This is a genomic window from Flavobacterium sp. GNP002 (assembly GCF_054343795.1).
This window is the reverse complement of sequence record NZ_JBTGUW010000001.1, coordinates 293461-315178: the sequence shown is the minus strand read 5'-3', so window position 1 is coordinate 315178 and position 21718 is coordinate 293461. Positions and strand designations below refer to the sequence as shown.

General features: G+C 33.7%; 15 protein-coding genes. 3 read left to right on the top strand and 12 right to left on the bottom strand.

Going from position 1 to position 21718, the window contains the following annotated elements:
- Positions 1 to 81: 81 nt before the first annotated feature.
- The 3 genes from cysS to ACXX80_RS01435 all read right to left on the bottom strand — a co-directional run bounded on the left by cysS (position 82) and on the right by ACXX80_RS01435 (position 3788).
- Positions 82 to 1560: a cysteine--tRNA ligase gene (cysS, locus tag ACXX80_RS01445; protein ID WP_458551705.1), complete on the bottom strand. Its 1479-nt coding sequence runs from the start codon at positions 1558 to 1560 to the stop codon at positions 82 to 84.
- Between the two features lie 124 nt (positions 1561 to 1684).
- Entirely contained in the window at positions 1685 to 2356 is a 672-nt protein-coding gene (gene folE / locus ACXX80_RS01440; RefSeq protein ID WP_121364652.1) for a GTP cyclohydrolase I FolE, read from the bottom strand.
- Between the two features lie 226 nt (positions 2357 to 2582).
- Positions 2583 to 3788: a pyridoxal phosphate-dependent aminotransferase gene (locus ACXX80_RS01435; protein WP_458551704.1), complete on the bottom strand. Its 1206-nt coding sequence runs from the start codon at positions 3786 to 3788 to the stop codon at positions 2583 to 2585.
- Positions 3789 to 3915: 127 nt separating this feature from the next.
- On the opposite strand from ACXX80_RS01435, the gene ACXX80_RS01430 reads away from it, so the two are divergent.
- On the top strand, positions 3916 to 5247 hold the full coding sequence (locus ACXX80_RS01430) for a PDZ domain-containing protein (protein WP_458551703.1): 1332 nt from the start codon (positions 3916 to 3918) through the stop codon (positions 5245 to 5247).
- 61 nt (positions 5248 to 5308) lie between these two features.
- Here the strand turns inward: ACXX80_RS01430 and ACXX80_RS01425 are convergent, their stop codons facing one another.
- On the bottom strand, positions 5309 to 5695 hold the full coding sequence (locus tag ACXX80_RS01425) for a DUF1573 domain-containing protein (protein WP_099714653.1): 387 nt from the start codon (positions 5693 to 5695) through the stop codon (positions 5309 to 5311).
- Positions 5696 to 5855: 160 nt separating this feature from the next.
- Between ACXX80_RS01425 and ACXX80_RS01420 the strand changes: the two genes are divergently transcribed.
- Both ACXX80_RS01420 and ACXX80_RS01415 read left to right on the top strand, forming a co-directional pair.
- The gene (locus ACXX80_RS01420; protein WP_458551702.1) at positions 5856 to 8489 is read left to right on the top strand and encodes a valine--tRNA ligase; all 2634 of its coding nucleotides are present in this window, start codon (positions 5856 to 5858) and stop codon (positions 8487 to 8489) included.
- Positions 8490 to 8748: 259 nt separating this feature from the next.
- A complete protein-coding gene (locus ACXX80_RS01415; RefSeq protein WP_315207064.1) occupies positions 8749 to 9126 on the top strand; it encodes a hypothetical protein in 378 nt (125 codons plus the stop codon).
- Between the two features lie 167 nt (positions 9127 to 9293).
- Here the strand turns inward: ACXX80_RS01415 and ACXX80_RS01410 are convergent, their stop codons facing one another.
- The 8 genes from ACXX80_RS01410 to ACXX80_RS01375 all read right to left on the bottom strand — a co-directional run bounded on the left by ACXX80_RS01410 (position 9294) and on the right by ACXX80_RS01375 (position 21483).
- Entirely contained in the window at positions 9294 to 11159 is a 1866-nt protein-coding gene (locus ACXX80_RS01410; protein ID WP_458551701.1) for a S9 family peptidase, read from the bottom strand.
- A 174-nt stretch (positions 11160 to 11333) separates the two neighbouring features.
- A complete protein-coding gene (locus ACXX80_RS01405; protein WP_458551700.1) occupies positions 11334 to 11882 on the bottom strand; it encodes a PepSY-associated TM helix domain-containing protein in 549 nt (182 codons plus the stop codon).
- A 122-nt stretch (positions 11883 to 12004) separates the two neighbouring features.
- Positions 12005 to 14221, bottom strand: coding sequence for a TonB-dependent siderophore receptor (locus tag ACXX80_RS01400; protein WP_458551699.1), 2217 nt, complete (start codon positions 14219 to 14221; stop codon positions 12005 to 12007).
- Positions 14222 to 14783: 562 nt separating this feature from the next.
- Entirely contained in the window at positions 14784 to 15770 is a 987-nt protein-coding gene (locus ACXX80_RS01395) for an FAD:protein FMN transferase (protein ID WP_458551698.1), read from the bottom strand.
- 186 nt (positions 15771 to 15956) lie between these two features.
- A complete protein-coding gene (locus tag ACXX80_RS01390; RefSeq protein WP_458551697.1) occupies positions 15957 to 18155 on the bottom strand; it encodes a PepSY domain-containing protein in 2199 nt (732 codons plus the stop codon).
- Between the two features lie 244 nt (positions 18156 to 18399).
- Positions 18400 to 18882, bottom strand: a complete 483-nt coding sequence (locus ACXX80_RS01385) for a DUF2271 domain-containing protein (RefSeq protein ID WP_458551696.1) — start codon at positions 18880 to 18882, stop codon at positions 18400 to 18402.
- An 87-nt stretch (positions 18883 to 18969) separates the two neighbouring features.
- Entirely contained in the window at positions 18970 to 20466 is a 1497-nt protein-coding gene (locus ACXX80_RS01380) for an ankyrin repeat domain-containing protein (RefSeq protein ID WP_458551695.1), read from the bottom strand.
- Positions 20467 to 21003: 537 nt separating this feature from the next.
- Positions 21004 to 21483 carry a DUF6265 family protein gene (locus tag ACXX80_RS01375; protein WP_458551694.1) on the bottom strand — a complete coding sequence of 160 codons (480 nt, stop codon included), beginning with the start codon at positions 21481 to 21483 and terminating at the stop codon, positions 21004 to 21006.
- Between the last annotated feature and the right edge of the window lie 235 nt (positions 21484 to 21718).

The following is a 21718-nucleotide window of genomic DNA, read 5'->3' as shown; positions in this document are numbered from 1 at the left end:
ACTTTAGTATTAAAATTTAAAACTTCATTTTTGTTAATCAAAATTATTTCACGGTATTAATCTGCAACTTGATATGGAAAACTAAATGCTAAAAGTAGTTCCTTCTTTTCCGTCTTTCAACTGAATTCCCAATGCAATCAATTGATCCCTAATTTGGTCTGATAATGCAAAATTCTTATTGTCACGAGCTTGTTTTCTCATTTCAATAAGCATGTTTACAGTTCCTTCTAATTTGTCATTACTGCTATCCGAAACTTTTTCATCTTCCAATCCTAGTACTTCAAAAACAAAACTGTTCATTGCTTTTTCAAAAGATTTCAAGTCCTCAGCATTCAAGGTTTCTTTTCCGTCTTTCAATAGATTGATAAAACGGACACCTTCAAATAACTGAGCAATTAAAATTGGCGTATTAAAATCATCATTCATGGCATCGTAACATAATTGTTTCCATGCCGGAATAGCAATAGTGCTTTTTGTGTCAGCAGTGATATCCTTAAACGTATTCATAGCTTCCATTAATCGTTTGTACCCTTTTTCTGCAGCTACAATAGCATCGTCAGAAAAATCAAGAATACTTCTGTAATGCGCTTGTAACATAAAAAATCGTGCTACCGATGCTGAAAAGGCTTTACTCAAAATGGTGTTGTCACCAGTCAATATTTCTCGCGGTAAAATGTTATTTCCCGTAGATTTAGCCATTTTTTTACCGTTCAAAGTCAGCATATTGGCATGTAACCAATAATTAACAGGAGTTTGACCGGTACAAGCTTCGTTTTGAGCAATTTCACACTCATGATGCGGGAATTTTAAATCCATTCCGCCGCCGTGAATATCAAAATGATTGCCCAAGTATTTGGTGCTCATTGCAGTGCATTCAAGATGCCATCCTGGGAATCCATCACTCCATGGTGAAGGCCAACGCATGATATGTTGGGCTTCTGCTTTTTTCCAAAGTGCAAAATCCTGTGGATTTCTCTTGTCACTTTGTCCGTCTAGATCACGGGTATTGGCAAGCATATCCTCAATGTTACGACCACTTAATCGTCCGTAATGATTGGTTTCATTGAATTTTACCACATCAAAATAAACGGATCCATTCGCTTCATAGCCAATTCCTTTGTCAATAATAGTTTTGATTATTTCAATTTGCTCAATAATATGGCCCGTTGCCGTTGGTTCAATACTTGGTGGCAAAAAGTTAAATTCATTCAATATATCATGAAAATCTACAGTGTAACGCTGTACAACTTCCATTGGTTCCAATTGCTCCAGACGTGCTTTTTTGGCAATTTTATCTTCACCTTCGTCCACATCATCTACAATATGCCCAACATCCGTAATGTTTCTAACGTAACGCACTTTGTAATCCAAATGTAAAAAATACCTGAAAATTACGTCAAAAGACATAAAAGTACGCACGTTTCCAAGATGCACATTGCTGTAAACCGTAGGTCCACAAACGTACATTCCTACATTTCCTTCGTGAATGGGTGTGAATGCTTCTTTTTCTCCCGAAAGAGAATTGTATATTTTTAGATTTTGGCTACTATATAATGGCATTTTCTATTTTTTAGGAGCTTATTCCTGCTGTACGCTTAATCTTTTTATGGCGAAAAAAGCCATAAAAAGGATATCGCTTCCATCAGGGCTAGGGCTTGTCGGTACTATGAAATTTATTTCTATTTTAGAACTTTGTCTCTAATTTAATATAATCCAAAAACTCTCTGCGAGTTACTGCATCTTTAAATTTCCCGCCAAATTCAGATGTGACAGTACTGCTTTCTATATCACTGATTCCTCTTGAATTAACGCAAAGATGCTTAGCATCAATCACGCAAGCTACATCTTCTGTACCCAATGCGATTTGTAATTCCTGAACAATTTGCATAGTCAAACGCTCTTGAACCTGGGGTCTTTTGGCATAATATTCAACAATACGATTCATTTTAGATAATCCAATTACGGTTCCATTAGAAATATAAGCCACATGTGCTCTTCCTATAATGGGTAATAAGTGATGTTCGCAGGTAGAATATACGATGATGTTTTTTTCAACTAACATTTCACCGTATTTATAATTATTATCAAATGTAGATGCTTTTGGTTTTTTAGCCGGATTTAAACCTCCAAAAATTTCCTTCACAAACATTTTTGCAACACGATTGGGTGTGCCTTTCAAACTATCATCCGTTAAGTCCATTCCAAGTGTAATTAGAATGCTCTCAACATCTTTTTTTATTTTTTCAATTTTATCATCATCAGAAATGTCAAAAGCATCATCTCTTACTGGATTTTTTGCGGATAAACTAACATGATTATCTCCTATTTCGTCTTGAAATTCTTCGTTTTTTATCATTAAAAGCAACTATTATTGTTGGTATAAATATTTAAGCGGTAAAGATAAATAATAAAAATTTAAGAATTTCTATCGTTCCCACTATTTAAGACTACTTTATCGGTTTCTATAAGCCTTTATCATTTCTTTTTTTAGAAGTAAAAAGAAAGGCAATAACGAGTTCGTTATTGCCTTTATATATAGAAGTCAATTTACTTTAGTGGTAAATGTAAAATTTCTTGTTTAATTATGATTTTGTTAAGGATGCATTATAAACAGGAATTGCTGCTTTTAAGATTCTCACTGCGCTAATTAAGTCAGCTTTCTTCAAAACATAAGCGATTCGAACCTGATTTAATCCCATTCCTGGAGTAGAATAAAAGCCTGCTGCGGGTGCTACCATTACAGTTTCACCATTTAAATCATAGCTTTCTAAAAGCCATTGTGCAAAATTATCAGCATTTTCAACAGGAAGTTGTGCAATACAATAAAAAGCACCTTTTGGTTTTGATACTATAACACCTTCAATTTTATTCAACTCATTTATTAAAGTATCTCTACGTTCTCTATATTCTGAAATTACTTCATCAAAATAACTTTTTGGAGTATCAAGAGCTGCTTCACTTGCAATCTGTTCAATAGTAGGAGGACTTAATCTAGCTTGTGCAAATTTCATAGCGGTAGCCATCACTTCCTTGTTTTTAGAAACAATACATCCTATTCTTGCGCCACACATACTGTATCTCTTAGAAACCGAATCAATCATTATAGCGTGTTCTTCAAGTTCCGGAACATTCATTACTGAATAATGGATGTCACCATCATACGTAAACTCACGATATACTTCATCAGAAATCAAGAACAAATCATGTTTTTTGACTAAAGCTGCCAGTTGCATAATTTCTTCTTTCGAATATAAATATCCCGTTGGATTTCCGGGGTTGCAAATAAGGATAGCTTTCGTTTTTGGAGTAATCAGTTTTTCAAAATCTTCTACAGCTGGTAAAGCAAAACCAGTTTCAATAGTCGAAATTACAGGAACAACAGTAACGCCTGACGCTGTTGAAAAACCATTGTAATTAGCATAAAATGGTTCTGGGATAATGATTTCATCTCCTTGGTCCATAGTGCTTCCCATCGCAAACATAAGCGCTTCTGATCCACCAGTTGTAATAATGATGTCTTCAATATTTACTGAAATCCCTTGATTGATATAATAGGCAGAAAGTTTTTTTCTATAGCTTTCATTTCCAGCAGAATGACTGTATTCCAGGATAGTTAAATCAATATTTTTAACTGCATTCATGGCAACTTCAGGAGTTTTAATATCCGGTTGACCAATGTTTAAATGGAATACTTTATGTCCTTTTTTCTTCGCTATTTCTGAGTATGGAACTAATTTTCGTATTGGCGATTCCGGCATTTGTTTGCCTTTGTTTGATATTTTTGGCATAGTCTTAATTATTGAATTGCAAATTTGCAATTTTTTTTTCGAATTTATCATAATCAATGTGCGTATATATTGTTAAATCTGCATTTTTGATATGATTTATTTAGTATTTTTATGTAAAAGATTAACAATGAAAAAAATAATAGTTATTATTCTCATTTACCTGTTTATTTGCCCTGTTGTTGCACAACAAGGATTTCAGTTTGAAAAAAAAGTGAATAAAATTACCGTCCCTTTTAAATTGATTAATAATTTAGTTTTTGTGCCTATCAAAGTAAATGGAATAGAATTAAATTTTTTATTGGATACAGGTGTTGCCGAAACTATATTATTTAGTTTAGAAGATAAAAAAGAAGTTCGTTTTTTTAATGCCGAAAAAATATTACTTAAAGGATTAGGAAGTCAAGAGGCTGTTGAAGGATTAAAATCCACAAATAATATTTTAGAATTTAATAGTATGAAGTATAGTAATCATATACTTTATATTATTTTGGACCCTGAATTTAATTTATCGTCACATGTTGGGATTCCGGTTAACGGAATTATTGGATATCATTTTTTTCGAAATAATTTAGTAGAAGTTAATTACAGGAAAAAGAGAGTTATAGTTTACAAAGACAATGATAAAAATCGAAAAAAAATTGAAAAAAGTTACAAAACAATTCCTATTTCCGTAGAAAAATCCAAGCCCTATTTGAAAAGCACAGTGGTTCAGGATAATAAAGAAATTCCTGTAAAATTATTGATAGATATAGGAAACAGCGATGCAATATGGTTGTTTCAAGATCAATCAGAATTGATTAAAGTTCCAGCTAAAAATTTTGAAGATTTCTTGGGAAGAGGTTTTAGTGGTGATGTAAAAGGTAAAAGAGCCATAATTAAAAAATTTGAGATGGGAGATTTTGAATTTAATAATCCTGTGGTGGCCTTTCCAGATTCTATATCAATTAGGAATGTAAATATGGTGCCAGATAGGAAAGGATCTGTAGGAGGGGAGATTATGAAGCGGTTTGCAGTTGTTTTTGATTACCAAAATAACCAAATATATTTAAAAAAGAATAGTGATTATAGTGCTCCTTTTAGCTACAATAAGAGTGGAGTCGAAATACAACAGAAAGGATTACAGTGGGTTCAGGAAACTGTACGAATGGAAACGGTTCCGTTATCTAAAAAATTTAATGAGTCCGGTGATGTAAAAGTATTTATGGATGACTTTAAATATAAATTCCAATTAAAACCTATTTATGAGATTGCCTATGTTAGGCAAAATTCTCCCGCAGCTAACGCAGGATTACAAAAAGGGGATATAATCATTTTGATTAATAATAATCCCCTTCATAAACTTTCATTGCAAGAAATTAATGCTCTTTTTAAGGAGGAAGAAGAAAAATGGATTACTCTAGAAATAGAACGTAAAAGCGAAATCTTAAAATTCAGATTTCAATTGTACAATATTTTATAAACAAAAAACGCTTTTGGAAATAGTATCCAAAAGCGTTTTCAATTTATTTTTGATTCTTAAATTAATTAGAAATAACTTCTCCTTTAATTTTCAGAGCAACTCTTCCACCTTCATAGTTTACTGCATTTGACTCAACAGTTATCGTTTTTCGGATTGGTCCTGGAGCCATGTTATATTTCACAGTTATTTTCCCTGTTTTCCCTGGCATAATTGGTTCATCGGGTTTTGTAGGAACCGTGCAGCCACAAGTAGACAATACATTAGTGATAATTAATGGAGCATTACCTGTATTTGTAAAGATAAAATCACGAGAGCCATTTTCATTCTTAGTAACCTTTCCATAATCAATTGTATTGTCTTTAGCTGCAAATTCAATTTTTGGACCATTCTGAGCAAAACCGATACTGCTGATTAATGCGAATGCGAATAAAGCTATTGTTTTTTTCATTTTCTTATATTTAAATTCATTTAGTAAATTTACTTTCTTTTAATTAACGTACAAATTTTTATTTCTCTTTTTATAGTGTACTTAATTATTTACTTTTGTTCCCAATTAGAATTACAAATATCAGACCAAAGTTTAATTTTGGTTTTAACAGTTGCTTTTTATGACAATTCCTGCACAATTTGACGCTAAAACCATTGAAAATAAGTGGTATGACTACTGGATGAAGAATAATTATTTTCACTCAGAACCAGATCATAGAACACCATATACCATAGTAATTCCTCCACCTAATGTTACTGGAGTTTTGCACATGGGACATATGTTGAATAATACTATTCAGGATGTATTAATCAGAAGAGCGCGTCTTAAAGGATTCAATGCTTGTTGGGTTCCAGGAACAGATCACGCTTCTATTGCTACTGAAGCTAAGGTAGTTGCGAAATTAAAAGCCGAAGGAATCAATAAAAATGATTTAACACGCGAAGAATTTTTGGCTCATGCTTGGGAATGGACTGATAAATACGGAGGCGTAATTCTAGACCAATTGAAAAAGTTGGGCGCTTCTTGCGATTGGGAAAGAACCAAGTTTACAATGGATCCTGATATGTCAGCTTCGGTAATTCGTTCTTTTGTAGATTTGTACAACAAAGGATTGATTTATAGAGGATACCGTATGGTAAACTGGGATCCGGAGGCTAAAACGACTCTTTCTGATGAAGAAGTAATTTATGAAGAACAACAAGGAAAGTTATATTTCCTAAAATATAAAATTGATGGGAGTGAAGACTTTCTGACGATTGCAACAACGCGTCCGGAAACTATTTTTGGTGATACAGCTATTTGTATTAATCCAAATGATGAACGTTTTGCTCATTTGAAAGGCAAAAAAGCAATTGTACCTATTTGCGGAAGAGTAATTCCAATAATCGAAGATGAATATGTAGATATCGAATTTGGAACAGGTTGTTTAAAAGTGACTCCGGCGCACGATATGAATGACAAGGCATTGGGAGAAAAGCACAATTTGGAGATTATTGATATTTTCAACGAAGATGCAACTTTAAATAGTTTTGGATTGCACTTCCAAGGACAAGATCGTTTTGTGGTTCGCGAGGCAATTGCCAAAGAATTAGAAACAATTGGTGCTTTAGCTAAAACAGAAACACACTTGAATAAAGTAGGTACTTCTGAAAGAACAAAAGCCGTAATCGAACCTCGTTTATCAGACCAATGGTTCTTGAAAATGGAAGATTTGGTAAAACCAGCTATTAAATCGGTTTTGGAAGACGGAGAAATCAAATTGCATCCAGCACGTTTTAATAATACGTACGCGCATTGGTTAAATAATATCCGCGATTGGAATATTTCGCGTCAATTGTGGTGGGGACAACAAATTCCTGCGTATTTCTATGGTGATGGGAAAGAAGATTTTGTAGTTGCTGAAAACATTGAAGACGCCTTAAAGTTAGCGAAAGAGAAAACTTTAAACCTTAAACTTGAAACAAAAGATTTAAAGCAAGATGTTGATGCCTTAGATACTTGGTTTTCTTCTTGGCTGTGGCCAATGTCTGTTTTTGGAGGAATTATGGATCCAGAAAGCGAAGATTTCAAATACTATTATCCTACGAATGATTTAGTAACGGGTCCGGATATTTTATTTTTCTGGGTAGCGAGAATGATTATTGCAGGTTATGAATACACTGATAAAAAACCGTTTACAAACGTGTATTTGACTGGTTTGGTTCGTGATAAACAAAGACGCAAAATGTCTAAATCATTAGGGAATTCTCCAGATCCTTTGGACTTGATTGAAAAATTTGGTGCTGATGGAGTTCGCGTGGGATTGCTTTTGAGCGCATCTGCAGGAAATGATATCATGTTTGATGAAGAGTTGTGTAATCAAGGAAAAGCGTTTACTAATAAAATTTGGAATGCATTCAAACTGATAAAAGGTTGGGAAGTTTCGGATGCCATTCCGCAACCTGAATCATCTAAAGTGGCGATTGAATGGTATGAAGCCAAATTGCAACAAACACTTCTAGAAATCGAAGATAATTTCGAGAAATACAGAATTTCCGATGCGTTGATGGCAATTTACAAATTGGTTTGGGATGATTTCTGTTCTTGGTTTCTCGAAATGATAAAACCGGCATACCAACAGCCAATTGACAGCGTAACTTTGGCGAAAGCCATAGAAATGCTGGAAAACAACCTGAAATTATTGCATCCGTTTATGCCGTTCTTGACCGAGGAAATTTGGCAAATTCTTGCTGAAAGAACTACAGAAGAAGCATTAATCGTTTCGACTTGGCCTGAAATGAAACCTTTTAACTCAGCTTTAATTGCTGATTTTGAAAATACAATTGAAGTGATTTCTGGAATTAGAACGATTCGTAAAGACAAGAATATTCCGTTTAAAGACACAATCGAATTGAAAGTGGTAAACAATGATAAAGTTTCAACTTATTTTGATACGGTTGTGACCAAATTAGGGAATATCACGTCGTTAGAATATGTTACGGATAAAGTAGAAGGAGCATTGTCTTTCCGTGTAAAATCGAATGAGTATTTCATCCCAATAACAGGAAATATCAATGTAGAAGAGGAAATTGCTAAACTAACCGCTGAGTTAGTGTATACACAAGGTTTCTTAAAATCGGTTCAAAATAAACTGGCAAATGAGAAATTTGTGGCTGGTGCGCCAGAGAAAGTTTTGGCAAACGAAAGACAAAAAGAAGCCGATGCCTTATCTAAAATTGAAACTATCGAGCATAGTTTGGCCGGATTGAAATAAGGATTAGACATTTATAAAATTTGAAATCCCATTCGCCGCGGTGAATGGGATTTTTTTGTTGAAAAATGAAATACATAATTTGTTTTTGGTGAAAAATAGAATAGTTGTGTTTCATTGTAATTTGACAATTTTTAATCGATAAACGTCACTTGTATTGTGATTTAAAGGGTATTTCTTCCTTTAAACGATTTTTATGGATTTACTGATATATTGTTAATATGTTTGCTGAATAATTATCAAATACCACATCGATAAAGAAATGAAAAAAATATTTAGTCCGGCTTATAGACAACATTATTTTGAAGGATACTCAATTGGTTTGAATCCATTTCTGGAATTTAATTATGCAAAAAGGAATGAAGCTTTTATTGCTGGATTTGATTCTGGAAGATCAGATTATGAAAGGATGAACGGATGCATTAGTGATGGAATTCCACAATGCATTGTTAATAATAAAGTTCTGGAAGATTTTCTTCTGTCGGGTTTACTGGGTTTAAGCATTGATACGGAGGGTTATACTTCGCATCAGATGAATTTGATAGAAAAATGGTATCAAAGTGGTGTAGAGAAATATGAACCAAATCATAGTATTGCTCTTTTTGAATTACTTGAAAAAAACGGAATTCAAATAAAGTAAGCTTTTTATACAATGTCTCGCAGCTTCAATATTGACTTAATGAAATGGGTTATAATTCACTAAGTTTCCGTTTAATATTGAACTTTATAATGATAAACTCAAAGGTTTGTATTAAAAAAAATCCATCTCGTTATAAATGAGATGGATTTTTTTTAATTTAATTATTTCTATTTCTTTGATTTTAGGTATTTATCCAAGAATAGTAAGGTTGTTTTTGTTGTGGCAATTTGGTTTTCCTTTTTTTGAAATCCATGTCCTTCATCTGGATATACTACATATTGAACAGGGACTCCATTTTTCTTTACTCCTTCCACAATTTCATCACTTTCTATAGGCAATACCCTTACATCATTGGCTCCTTGGAAAACAAGTAACGGCTTGTTTATTTTATTGTAATTGTATAATGGTGATATTTTCTTCAATCGAACACTATCAGCAGTATAAGGATCTCCCATTTCGTCATATAATGCTTTACGGAATGATTCCCAATAAGGAGGAATACTCTTTAATGTTCTGGGCCAATTTGCAACGCCAAATAAATCTATACCTACTTTAAATTCTTCGGGATGAAATGCTAATGCGCCTAAAACCATACATCCACCATAGCTTCCACCATAAATACCAATAGCATTTGGATCTATATAATCCTGTTCAGTTAGCCATTTTTTGCCCCAAATACAGTCTTTTAGATCTCCGTTACTATGATCTTTATTGTCCATTTTGTAAAATGTTTTTCCATAGCCACTACTACCACGATTGTTTACTGCTAGAACTGCATATCCTTTATTAACAAGATATTGTATGGTGTTTGAATATCCAATGCGGCTTTGTCCACCAGGTCCTCCGTGTACCCAGATTAATGCAGGAACTTTATTGTTTTTAGAAGCTTGTAAAGGCTTATAATAAATAGCCGGAATTTCTTTCCCATCAAAAGATTTGAAACGAATCACTTCAGCTTTTGCAAGGTCGTCCTGATTAATTTTTTTACTCAGAGTGGAAGTCAGTTGTTTTAGTTTTTTGGTAGGAATATCATAAAGATATAAGTTTGGCGAGCTCGTACTGCTTCCTACTGTCAGCAATAATTTATTTTCACTATTGGAAATGATTACATTTATGACATCACCATCGTCAAAGTTAGGTAATTTTAGCGGTTTTCCGGTAGCGTGGTCAAAAAGGAGTACTTTGTTTTTTCCGTCACTGTTCACAAAAATAATATGATATTTTTCCTTTTCGCTTAAAGACATATACATTATATCCCATTTATCTTTGAATATTTCTTCTGATTTTCCGGTATTGATATTGTATTTGAGTAACGAACTAAATTCTTTATCTTCATTACTGGTATAATAAAAAATGCTGTCATTTTTTTCAAAAGCCATCGGACTCCAGTTGGCTTCTTTGTCGTTACTGAGACGTTTAGTTGTTTTGGTTTTACTATCGTATAAATACATTTCGTTTTTATCTGTAGTAATTTCTTTGGTAAGTGCTATATAGCGTTCCGTTTTACTAATTACAGATGGGGTTAAACCGGATTCGTTTTGGTATAAAATTGTAGGTTTCCAAGTTAGAGTGTCTAATTTTAAAATATCAAAATACTTTACGTCTCGCTTGTTACTATTTATATACATACTTTTTTTGTCTTGGCTCCAGCCATTGAAACTATTGGCGCTATTTGCCCAAGGAGTAATATCTTTTGGATTATTACTTTTACGATCCATCAGGAATAAATGAGAATTTTCATTTCCTCCTTCATCAGCCGAATAAATGAATTTAGAACTTCCAGGTAAATAATCGACAGTGTAAATGCTTTCTTTAGTAGATTTTGTCAATGCTATAGCAGTAGTATCAGCGATGGATAACTCATACGCATTGTAGATTCCAGTTGTATTATTGTTTATTAGAATTTTAGTTTCATCGTTATTAAACCCTGATGCACTTATCGATTTAGTATTGTAAAAATCTTCCAAATCATACTGTTCAGGTAAACGTGCTTCTTCCTTTTTTTTCTCATTTTTACATGATGAAAATACCATGATTAATAAAGCTCCAAATAAAATAGATGTTTTTTTTATAATTTAAAATTTGTTAAGTCATTATGTATCAATTAATAGTATCAAATATAGGGAAAAAATGGCGATTTTGTAAAAAGTAGAAAACCCCGTTTATTTCTAAACGAGGTTTTTGAATTTTATGTTTTGAATTGGATTTTATCCCAATAAAAATAAGAAAATTAAAGGGAATAGAACTCCGGCAACTGCCAGCTTCCAACCTCTGTTTTTCCAACTGAATTTTCCGGCTTTGATCATTATTGTTCCTGTCAAAGCGATGATGATTAAACTTATTGCAAAAATATCAGAATAATAAATCCAGAAATTTGAAGTGTTTTTATGCAATTTCATCGCTTGGCTGATGATTGGTGTTTTTACAAAAGATATAATTTCTCCTTTTCCGGTTTTCATATCAATTTCGACATCGTGGTTTTCAAAAGAAATTTTAAACTCTTCTTTCTTCACCGTGTAACGCCTTATTTTATCATCAATGCCCAATTGTTTTCCTAAATCTTCAGAAAATTTTTCATTGATTTTATCTTCTTCAGGCAATTTTACTACAATTGCTTTTGTTTCAGTAGTATATTTTTCAGGATGCCAAGCATCTCTGTGGTTCATCAAAAGCCCAGAGAAGGCAAATGATACAATGAGTCCAATATAAAAATAGCCTAGATCGCGGTGTAAATTTCTGAATTTGATTTTTTTCATAATTTTTATTTTTTGCAAAATACTCTTTTTTAGGTCGTTAAAATAGCAAAAACTTTTTCTGCTTTTCAAAAAAATGAAATTGGCAGAAAAAGATTTAGATGAAATAAAACCAAATGTAGGTTTTAGAATTTATATTTTAAACTGGTCAATATTTGACGTGGTGCAATAGGATTGATACTGTAGTTTTCGTGTACCGTATAATTCAACTCATTTGTAATGTTTGACAACCTACATAAGATTGAGATTTTTTTCCAAGTGTAACCTGCCGATACATCGATTGTAGTATAACCACTCATTGGAATTTCTCTGTCATTAATGGTTTGAACACCAGTAGTGGGATTAATTACAACTAGATTGTTCCAACCTCCAAGACGGTCACCAATATAATTTCCTATTGCTCCAAAAGAAACACCTTTTAAAGCTCCTGTAGGCAAGGTATAGAAAAAGCTTAAATTAGCAGTATTAGCAGGAGTTCTTACCACACGATCTCCTTCTATAGTGCTTCCGTTTAATCCGGATGTTTTGGTATAACGCATATCGTTGTAACTATAACCAGCGATGATGTTTAAGCCTTCAGTTGGTCTGGCTGTAATGTCAATTTCAATTCCTTTGCTTGTAGTTTCTCCGTTCAAGACTTTTATAGTCGTATCAGTATTGTTTGATCCATCCGCTTTAAATTCTGCTGTTTGTGCCAAATTGCTGTTTGTGATTTGGTACGCAGTAATATTTGTACTCAAAATACCTCTCCAGAAATCTTTTTTAATACCTGCTTCATATTGGTCAATAATCGAAGGTTTTATTGGTTTTAAATCAACTGTTGTTCCCGTATTTGGTGTAAATGAGTTTGAGTAGCTTGCAAACAAAGACATCTCTTTTGTAGGTTGGTATACTAATCCAAATTTTGGAGAGAATGCCTCATCTTTACGAATTGGAACTTGAGTTGTCAAGCTGTTGTTGATTACTTCTGATTCTTGCCAAGACCAACGAATACCTGCTAAAAGCTTAATTTGCTCTGTGAATGAAATTAAATCTTGTGCATAAACTCCAAAACGGTTTGTATCAGTATTTACTACTCGAGTAAGTGTAGAGTTTGGTTCGTCCATTCTCTGCGTTGTAGGGTCGAAAGTAAATATATTTACTGTATCATAATTGGCGGAACTAAAGGCAAACGTATACGCTTGTGCGAAAGAGTTTTCAAAATCTACCCCTGTAAATAATTGGTGTTTTATTTTTCCGGTCTTGAAGTTTCCTTGTAGGCTTAATTGATCTCCAAAAATTTGTTCAGTACCCTTGTTTTGTCCTAATGGTCTATTGAAATTTCCATAAGGATTAGCTGTTGGTGATATTACAATACGTTCTGTAGCTTTTGATTCTCTATCGAAATTTTGAAAAGAAGCATTGAAATTTAATTTCCAATTGTCATTAAAACTGTGGTTAAGTAATGCTGAAGCACTTGCTGATATTGTTTTTCCATTTGACCAAAGCGCACCATAATAGTTACTACGAGGTACATCTACAATTTCTTTTCCAATTACTCCAGTTCCAAAATCTGGTGTCCAATTGCTTTTCAAATAATCTCCTTGTACTGTAATTTGAGTTTTATCACTTACATTAAAAAGAAAAGAAGGATTTACATAAAGACGCTCATTTTTGACTACATCTCTAAAACTTTCTGCGTTTTCATAAGAACCTGTAAAACGATATGCAATATGTTTATTCAAAGGGCCATAAAAGTCAACCGATGGTTTAAAGTAAGCAAAACTTCCTGCTTGCATGGTGATTTCTCCACCACTTTTAAAAGAAGGTGTTTTGGTAACCAAATTTAAGATTCCTCCTGGAGCTACATTTCCAAATAATAAAGCAGCACTTCCTTTTAAGAATTCTACTTTATCTAAAGAGGAAACTTCAGGCATAGATCCTCCATTATAACGAAAACCATTTTTAAACATGTTATTGGCTGACATATCATATCCTCTTGAGTAAAAGGATTCCTGAGCGCCACCACGTGCGGAACCTACATATACACCATTTGCATTTTTCAGAACCTCACTCAAACGAATACTTTGTTGTTGCGCTATAATCTCAGCTCCAATAACTTGAACACTTTGTGGAGTATCCATTGGTTTTAAACCTGATCTCAATGCAGAAACTGGCTTTTTCTCTTTATTGGCTGTAATAATAACTTCTTTAAGTATTCCTCCTTTTTTGTTTTTTATAGTATCAAATTCTGAAGAAATAGTTTCATCATAATTTTTATCATCAGAGGTAATTGCTGATTCTTGTGAGAAACTAGAAATACTGAATAAAAGTGTTAAAGTTGGAAGTAAAATATATTTCATGATTGTTTATTTGGAATAATTAAAAATAACGATGCAAATATAAAACCCAAGTTTGGTTTGACAAAACTTATTTAGATTAAATATTAATAATATTTTTATTTAATTATAAGTTGTTGTTTAGTAGTTTATTATGGTTTAATAAAAATCTTCGTTTTTTCAAGAAATATAGTTTTCAATGCCTTTTTCGAGGATAAAGTGTCGTTTTAGCTTTTATAATTTCTATTCCTAGCCTTGAAAATTGCTAAAGGTGTGTTCTGTTAATTTCTGTTAATGTCTATAAGAATTAGAAGTGATCTTTTTTAATAAACTTATAAAGTGATAAAAACGTAAAGCTAGTATGGAGATTAGGTTATTTGAAGATGTAATCTAATAGGAGAGATGGGTAAAAATAAAGGGAGGCAGCAACCAAAAATCGATTTGCAAGTGAACTATTTTTTTTAAATTTAAATCTTGGCAGAGAGTCGGGAATGCATTTTATAAAAAATCATTTTTCAGTCACCAATAGATTCGGTAGCTACGTTTTGTATTATGTTATCTAATTTCTGTGTGGAAACCTTGCCTTTTATTTCTTTTTTCGAAAATTTTTTGATTTCACAACTTTTCCATTATCCGTAATCATGATGCAGCTGTAATCAGGGTATTTATTGAGTAAAAGAAGTCCAGCTGTTTTTCCTAAAACCATTAAGGAGGTACTCAATCCGTTTGCCGTTTCAGCATTCGGTCCAAAAACCGTCACGCTACACAAGCCTGTTGCGGGATACCCTGTTGCCGGATTAATAATATGCGAATACCGTTTGCCATCAAAAACAACAAATTTCTCATAGCTGCCAGAAGTAGTTACCGCTCCGTTATTTATAGGAACAACAGCAACGAGTTTTTCAGGATTAAAGGGATTAGTAATTCCAATATTCCAAGTTTTTCCATTGGGCTGTTTCCCCCAAGTGCTCATGTCGCCAGATCCGTTTATAATTCCGGCTTTAACGCCTTTTGCAAGCATCATATCTCGGCATTTATCGGTAGCATATCCTTCTCCTAAAGCGCCAAAACCAATTTTCATCCCTTTTAGTTTCAGAAAAACAGTGGATTGAACGCTATCCAAGACTATATTTTTGTAGCCCACTTTTTCAATCGATTTTTTAATGGATTCCGCCGAAGGCACCGCTGTCATGGAGCCGTCAAATTTCCAGATTTTATCCATTGCCGCAAAGCTGATATCAAAACCGCCATTCGTCACCTCAGAAAACCGAATCGCTCTTTGCGTTAATTCAAAAACTTCTTTATCCACTTTCACTGGACGAATGCCCGCATTTTGGTTCACTTCTGATACCTGCGAATCCGGTTTCCAGTCGGAAATTAAATTTTCTATTCGGGTAATTTCTTCAATAACAGCATCTATGTTTTGTTCTGCCGATAATGAATCTTTGTCAACGATGGAAATGTCAAATCGACCGCCCATAAGTAAGGTAGTTCTTTTTCGTAGTGTTTGTGAACTACTTGTGAAGTTGCAGACAATAAAAAAAAGGAAAATGATTTGGTATTTGGTTAACATAGCGTTTGATTTTAAATCCTACAAGGTTTCCAAAACCTTGTAGGTGTCGTTTTTATCTAAATACCTACAAGGTCAAAAAAGACCTTGCAGGAAAATCGATTAATCCTAAATTTTTCAATCTAGTTTCGGCTCCCTCTCCTTTGGATAGTCCCGTCCCGACACTTCGGGGTCGGGAGGGGAGAGGACTTAATAACAATCCGTCAGCACTTGTTCATTAGCTTTATAGTCAGCAATTCCTTTCCCAGTTTTGTCAAGACAAAGTGCATCAAGAATAGCTTCTACATCTTTTTGCATCGCAAGCGAACCGCAAATCATTATAACGCCTCCTTGTGTTAGTAAATCTATGAAAACATCAGCATCACGTTTAATCAAATCCATCACATAATTATGGTTTTCTTCACGGGATAAAGCCAAATGAAAACTTTGTAGTTGCTTTTTATGAATCATTTCAGTAGCAAATTTTTCATATCCTAAAACAGTTTCAGTTGCTTTACGAAAACCGCAATACAAATGAATTTCGATTTTTTTCTTGTTTTGTTCCATCATTCCAAGGAAAGGAGCAATTCCGGTGCCATTTGAAATCAGCGCTACTTTAGAGGCTTTTTTCGGAAAATGAAAAGTCTGGTTTTTAATAATTCGTGCTTTAAAAAAAGAACCCGGTTCTAAAGTATATAAATAGCCGGAACCTAACCCTGAAGGATGTAATTTTACCACTAATTGTATGTTGCCGTTATGGTTTCCGATGGAGTAGAGGCGCTCTTGATTGTCGTTTGCTGGATAAATAGCCAATAGGTCACCCGAAGTAAATCTAGTGTTTCTGTTAGTGCGTAAGGTCATTAAAAAAGTATGTTCCGTATCAGATATTGCAGTTTTATCAAGTACTGTCATTTTTTCCAAATCTTTCGGAACTTCATTGTAAAGTGATGGAGTGGCTGAAAGTGGAATTCCAGTTTTGGCACTCCATAATTTTACCCATCCTACAAATTCTTCTGCGGATTTGTCGTTTACGGTTTGTAATTCTAAAAAACGTTCCGCCCAATTTTGCTTTGCTAACAACACATCAATTTCCTGTGCATAACCGCAAAAATCAGGATAGGCTTGAGAACCAAATCCTACCACCGAAACATTGATTTTTTGCTGTTGTTCCGTTTTGTTGATGAGCGAAATAAATTTGCTTGCATTAGATGGCGCATCGCCTAATCCGTGGGTTGATGTAAATACTATTACATGTTTTGCTTTTGGATAAACCGAATAATTATTCAGTTCAGTAAGGAAGACTTTTTCTCCGTGCGCAAGCAATTGTTTTTGAATCGCATTGGCAAAAAGGAGCGTGCTTCCATTTTCGGAACCAACTAACAATATGAAGGTGCTTTCTTCAGGTTTATATTTGTTTTTAATACGACTCGCTCTTCGTTTTAACGTCATGGCAAAACCCGAGTAAATAAAAAATAGAATATTCAAACTCGCAATTCCTAAAATTATCGCCCATAAAATACTTGCTCTCCCGGTATGTAAATCAAGACTCAAATTTGATGCTAAAGTTTGCAGTGGAAAAGGAGTTTCACTCACAATTGCTCCGGTAATTTGGTTGACTTCGATTTCTCGGTCTTTTAATGTAATGATATAATATTCCTCAGGATCATCTGAAAATGGGAATTCAATTTTTTGAACATCGGTAAGAAGTGTGTTTTTAAAAACAGAAGTAGTAGTCTCTTTTTTTGAAGTAGGAGAAGTTGTAACCATTTCGGTTTTTTCTTCTGAATCTGTTTTTTCAAGGAAAAAATTAAACTTTTCCAATGTCAAATACGTTCCCGAAAGTGCAATAATCAGAATCGGAATCAGCGATAATCGTCCTAAAAAAATATGGTAATATTGAGCGAAATTTTCTTTTACAATTTTAGAAAACAAACTGCGAAGACTCCTTTGACGGTTTATTATCAAAGCAAAACCCGAAATGGAAATCAATACCAACAAAAAGGAAACAAAGCCCACAATAAAACGCCCGGTTTCTTTGAGGAATAAAGAGCGATGGAGCGCTGTGGTCCATTGGATAAACTCACTTTTTTTGATTGGTGTTCCTAGTATTTTTCCAGTTCTTGCATCAATATAGGCATTGACATCATTGTCTTCCTGGTCGATACCTTGCAGGGTTACAAATTGATTGTGGTCAACACTCAATTCCGTTATTTCAGGATAGGTTTTGCGTACTATTGGAAAAGTTTCACCAAGGGTTATTTTTTCGAAATTCTCTACTTTGTAGGGCGGTGCTTTCTCTTGTATGGCATCGACTGCAAGGATGACACCAGTTACGGATGCCAATACTAAAAATGCAGCAGAAAATAGTGCCAAAGCCAAGTGTGAGTAACGCCAAAAAGAAAGAGTCATTTGTAAAGTTATATGTTTCACCACCCCAACCCTCCCCGAAGGGGAAGGAGTTGAAACTGGATAAAAATGTTGTTTAAATATTTTTGTTTGTTGTATAACTGCTTTTGCGTGAGGGGTTGAAGTGGAGCTCTTATTTATAAAGGCTTTTTTGCCTTTATAAAAAAAGCGGGAACGGAAGACCCGACCCGACTTTTTTTAGAGAGGGTCACGCCCAAAATCCCTTTAGCAATAATAGCTGTTTATTTTATATTTTGTTCAATCTTACGTAGCGAATGTAGTTTTTACCTTCTGTTTTTGCAGCAATTCCTTCGGTTGTCAGTGGAATTTCTAAATCAGTGGTGTGGTATTTATGATCTTCTACTGCAGTTTCAAAGCGCAATTTAAATCCTTTGTTGATTTTAGCATCTTCAATTTCTATTGTGGTGATGCTTCGGTCTCCACCGGTTACGGAAGCTCCCGTTTTTGCACTGATATTTTCAGGTTTTTTAGAATAGAATTTATGCCATTCTTTAAGGGTTTTGTACCATTTTTTATCGTCACCCATTACGTATAATGTTTTTACGTATTCGCCTTTAGCGTTTACAAGTGAAACTACAATATAAGCGCCTTCTCCCATGTAGTTTGACATTTGGAGCATGCATTTATATTTACTGGTTTGTGCTGTCGATTGAAAGGACAAAAGGAATAAGAACGCTATAGATAAACTAATTTTTAGTATTGATTTCATATGAGATAATATTTGTTTTTTAAAGGAATATGGTGGCGCCATTGTTTATTATTGTTTGTGATTTTGTATCACGGCGATTTCATAGTGTTATTTTAAAAATTCTAGAGCTATTTTGTTAGTTGTCAACGACTCGTTTTCTTTGGCTAAAGCATACGCACTTTCATCAAAATCAGTGGTAATTTCTTTTTTGGCACCCATAGAAATAAGGTATTTCAAGATAGCATCGTCTTTAGAAATCATAGCTGCTTTGTGCAACGCTGTTAAACCATCTTTGTTTTTGGCATTGATATCGATGTTTAAAGCGGCTATTTTTTTCAATAAAGCCAAATCGTTTTTAATTACAGCGAAATGATATAATGTATTCCCATCTTTTTGAGGAGTGGCCAAGTTTAAACCTTTATCCTGAAGTAATTTTATTTTGGCTTCAAAAGGATCTTGAGTCGTTGCCTCCGGTCCGCGACCTGATGGTCTGTAGGATTGAATCAAGTAATATCCTAAATTGTTTCCATCTTTGTCCAATACTTTTACATCAGCTCCTTTGTTTAAAAGTACTGTTACTGCCTCTGGAACTCCTGCTTTTACAGCCATTGTTAATGCAGATTCTCCTTTTAGATTTTGAACATTGTTGTTTTTTACTATTGGTAATAACAGTTCTAATACTGCAATATCTCTAGCCGAAGCTGCTGCCATTAATGCCGTATTTCCCTCGTTATTGGCTTTATTAGCATCGACTCCTTTGGATAAAAAGTAAGTAATAATTTCGGTTTGGTTGGCTTTGCTTGCCAATAAATGGAGCACCGTTTCACCCGATTTGCTAGTAGCAGTTGGCTTGATTTTTAAATCTTCGACTAAGTATTTGTAGGTTTCAAGAGGAGTTACATCTCTACGGGAACCTTGTGCTGCAAATAGCAATGCATTGTCAGTAGCTTTTACTCCTTTTTCTAACAGGGATTTCAATAATGGTAGGTTGCCTGATTTTGCAGCGTAATCAAAAGCGGTATTTCCATAACTATCAGTATCCTTAATTGACATTCCTTTGGTGGTGAAATAGTTTGAAAGCGCCAGGTTTTTATCGGATGCGATCGCCATTAATAATAGGTTGACACCGTCTTTATATTTTTTCTTTGGATCAGTTCCAGCTTTAAAAAAAGCCTCATACAATGCGGTATTGCTTTGACCTCCAACTGCCGCAAAAGTTAGCGGAGTTTCTCCTTTGCTGTCTTCTAGATTAAGGTCTGAGCCTTTGCTGATAAGGTATTCTACAATTGCTACATTTCCTTTATTTGCGGCCCAGTGTAAATAAATACGATTGTCGTGTGTCAATTTATTGACTTCATTCCCGGGTTGTTCTAGTAAGAATTGTATTGTTGCTGTAGGCGCATCATTATTAATTGCCATAACTGTCACATCAAAAGCATTTGGGGTTGATGCTGATGGACTGTTACCTTTTGCTATTTCTGCTTTTACGGTGTTAACATCTGGTGTTGTTTTCCAGAATGACTGCTCCAAAAGGGTGTTTTTTTGCTGCGCACTAACAAATAAGGTGGCGACTAAGGCAAAAGAGATGAAAAGATTCTTTTTCATAAATTTTTTATCAAGGTTCTTATTAATAGAGGATGTGTGTTTGTTTAATTTACTTATTTAGAATAAATAAAAATAACGCAAATGTAAAAATAAATTGCATAAAACCAATTATTATTCATGCTTTTAAATAATTTTTTTTTGCTTGTTTGTATTATTTAGATATAAAAAGAATTGAAAGGTTTAATGTAATTGCCTTAAATTATTCAATTTCCTTCCTTGTATTCATTTATGCAGAAAACGTTGTTGTGTTTTTATTTTTTTTATTTCATCCTCACTAAATATTGAGTATTATTTTTAGTCACCACTTGCTCTTTCAATAATTTAATGGTAACGGTATTGTATACTTGAGAGTTTCCAATAATGTTCTAAAGCATTTTATAAACTGTAGTGCTTTTTTCTCTTTTTATACTTGTATTTGTTGGTTTTAACAGCATCTTTTTCTTGCTCTTTTTTTTTGAGTGGTGGTCGTCATAAAAATTTATAAAAAAACCTTGCTTATTTAGAGCAAGGTTTTGATTATAAGAGCAATGTTAAATTTTATTTTATTTTTTTCATCGAAAACTGTTCGGAACTTGGTTTTCCTTGTTGGATTCCCGAAATTTTAGCCACTAAACTGTCTGAAGTAATTTGGGTATAACTGATTTTTTGAGGGTAATCATGTTTCAAATTCTCAAACGATACTTGTTTATCGGTTGCGGTTGTCAATTTGAAAGCAACAGGTTTGTCATTATTTTGTCCCTTTACGGTTGCTGTATAGGTCAAATTTTCTCCTTTTTGTTGTAATACGATAGATTCAAAATGCACTGTATCTTTCTCTTTTATGAAATAGGATTGCGCTTGAAAGGTGCTGTCGTTTACTTTTTCCCAATATTCGGTTAGAGTACCATCAACGGCTTTGTTTTCCCAATTTCCCAAAAGCCAATTGGCAGCTTTAATTTTATCTTTTTCATTTGCATCAGAATCTTTACAGGAAACTATGGCAAGCAAAAGCAGTATAAGAGTTGTTTTTTGAAGCATTGGTCTAAATATTAAGTTTTATTTTGATTAAGCTAAAGTATGAAAAAATAAAATAGTGTTCTTTTTATAGTTTTAAATTTTCAAAAAAGACTAGAATTTTGAATACTTTTCAAACAAATAATTAAAATGAAACCGCTATAAAAAATTTAACTATATAAGTCCTGTAAGGAAATTTAAGCGATTGTTTAGCAGCTAACTTTAAAGCTCTTGTATGACTTATATGGCGGAAAATTAA

What these genes read in the sequence shown, in the direction of transcription:
- cysS (WP_458551705.1), bottom strand. Translation starts at nt 1,560, where the DNA reads ATGCCATTATATAGTAGCCAAAATCTAAAAATATACAATTCTCTTTCG.
- folE (WP_121364652.1), bottom strand. Translation starts at nt 2,356, where the DNA reads ATGATAAAAAACGAAGAATTTCAAGACGAAATAGGAGATAATCATGTT.
- ACXX80_RS01435 (WP_458551704.1), bottom strand. Translation starts at nt 3,788, where the DNA reads ATGCCAAAAATATCAAACAAAGGCAAACAAATGCCGGAATCGCCAATA.
- ACXX80_RS01430 (WP_458551703.1), top strand. Translation starts at nt 3,916, where the DNA reads ATGAAAAAAATAATAGTTATTATTCTCATTTACCTGTTTATTTGCCCT.
- ACXX80_RS01425 (WP_099714653.1), bottom strand. Translation starts at nt 5,695, where the DNA reads ATGAAAAAAACAATAGCTTTATTCGCATTCGCATTAATCAGCAGTATC.
- ACXX80_RS01420 (WP_458551702.1), top strand. Translation starts at nt 5,856, where the DNA reads ATGACAATTCCTGCACAATTTGACGCTAAAACCATTGAAAATAAGTGG.
- ACXX80_RS01415 (WP_315207064.1), top strand. Translation starts at nt 8,749, where the DNA reads ATGAAAAAAATATTTAGTCCGGCTTATAGACAACATTATTTTGAAGGA.
- ACXX80_RS01410 (WP_458551701.1), bottom strand. Translation starts at nt 11,159, where the DNA reads ATGGTATTTTCATCATGTAAAAATGAGAAAAAAAAGGAAGAAGCACGT.
- ACXX80_RS01405 (WP_458551700.1), bottom strand. Translation starts at nt 11,882, where the DNA reads ATGAAAAAAATCAAATTCAGAAATTTACACCGCGATCTAGGCTATTTT.
- ACXX80_RS01400 (WP_458551699.1), bottom strand. Translation starts at nt 14,221, where the DNA reads ATGAAATATATTTTACTTCCAACTTTAACACTTTTATTCAGTATTTCT.
- ACXX80_RS01395 (WP_458551698.1), bottom strand. Translation starts at nt 15,770, where the DNA reads ATGTTAACCAAATACCAAATCATTTTCCTTTTTTTTATTGTCTGCAAC.
- ACXX80_RS01390 (WP_458551697.1), bottom strand. Translation starts at nt 18,155, where the DNA reads ATGACTCTTTCTTTTTGGCGTTACTCACACTTGGCTTTGGCACTATTT.
- ACXX80_RS01385 (WP_458551696.1), bottom strand. Translation starts at nt 18,882, where the DNA reads ATGAAATCAATACTAAAAATTAGTTTATCTATAGCGTTCTTATTCCTT.
- ACXX80_RS01380 (WP_458551695.1), bottom strand. Translation starts at nt 20,466, where the DNA reads ATGAAAAAGAATCTTTTCATCTCTTTTGCCTTAGTCGCCACCTTATTT.
- ACXX80_RS01375 (WP_458551694.1), bottom strand. Translation starts at nt 21,483, where the DNA reads ATGCTTCAAAAAACAACTCTTATACTGCTTTTGCTTGCCATAGTTTCC.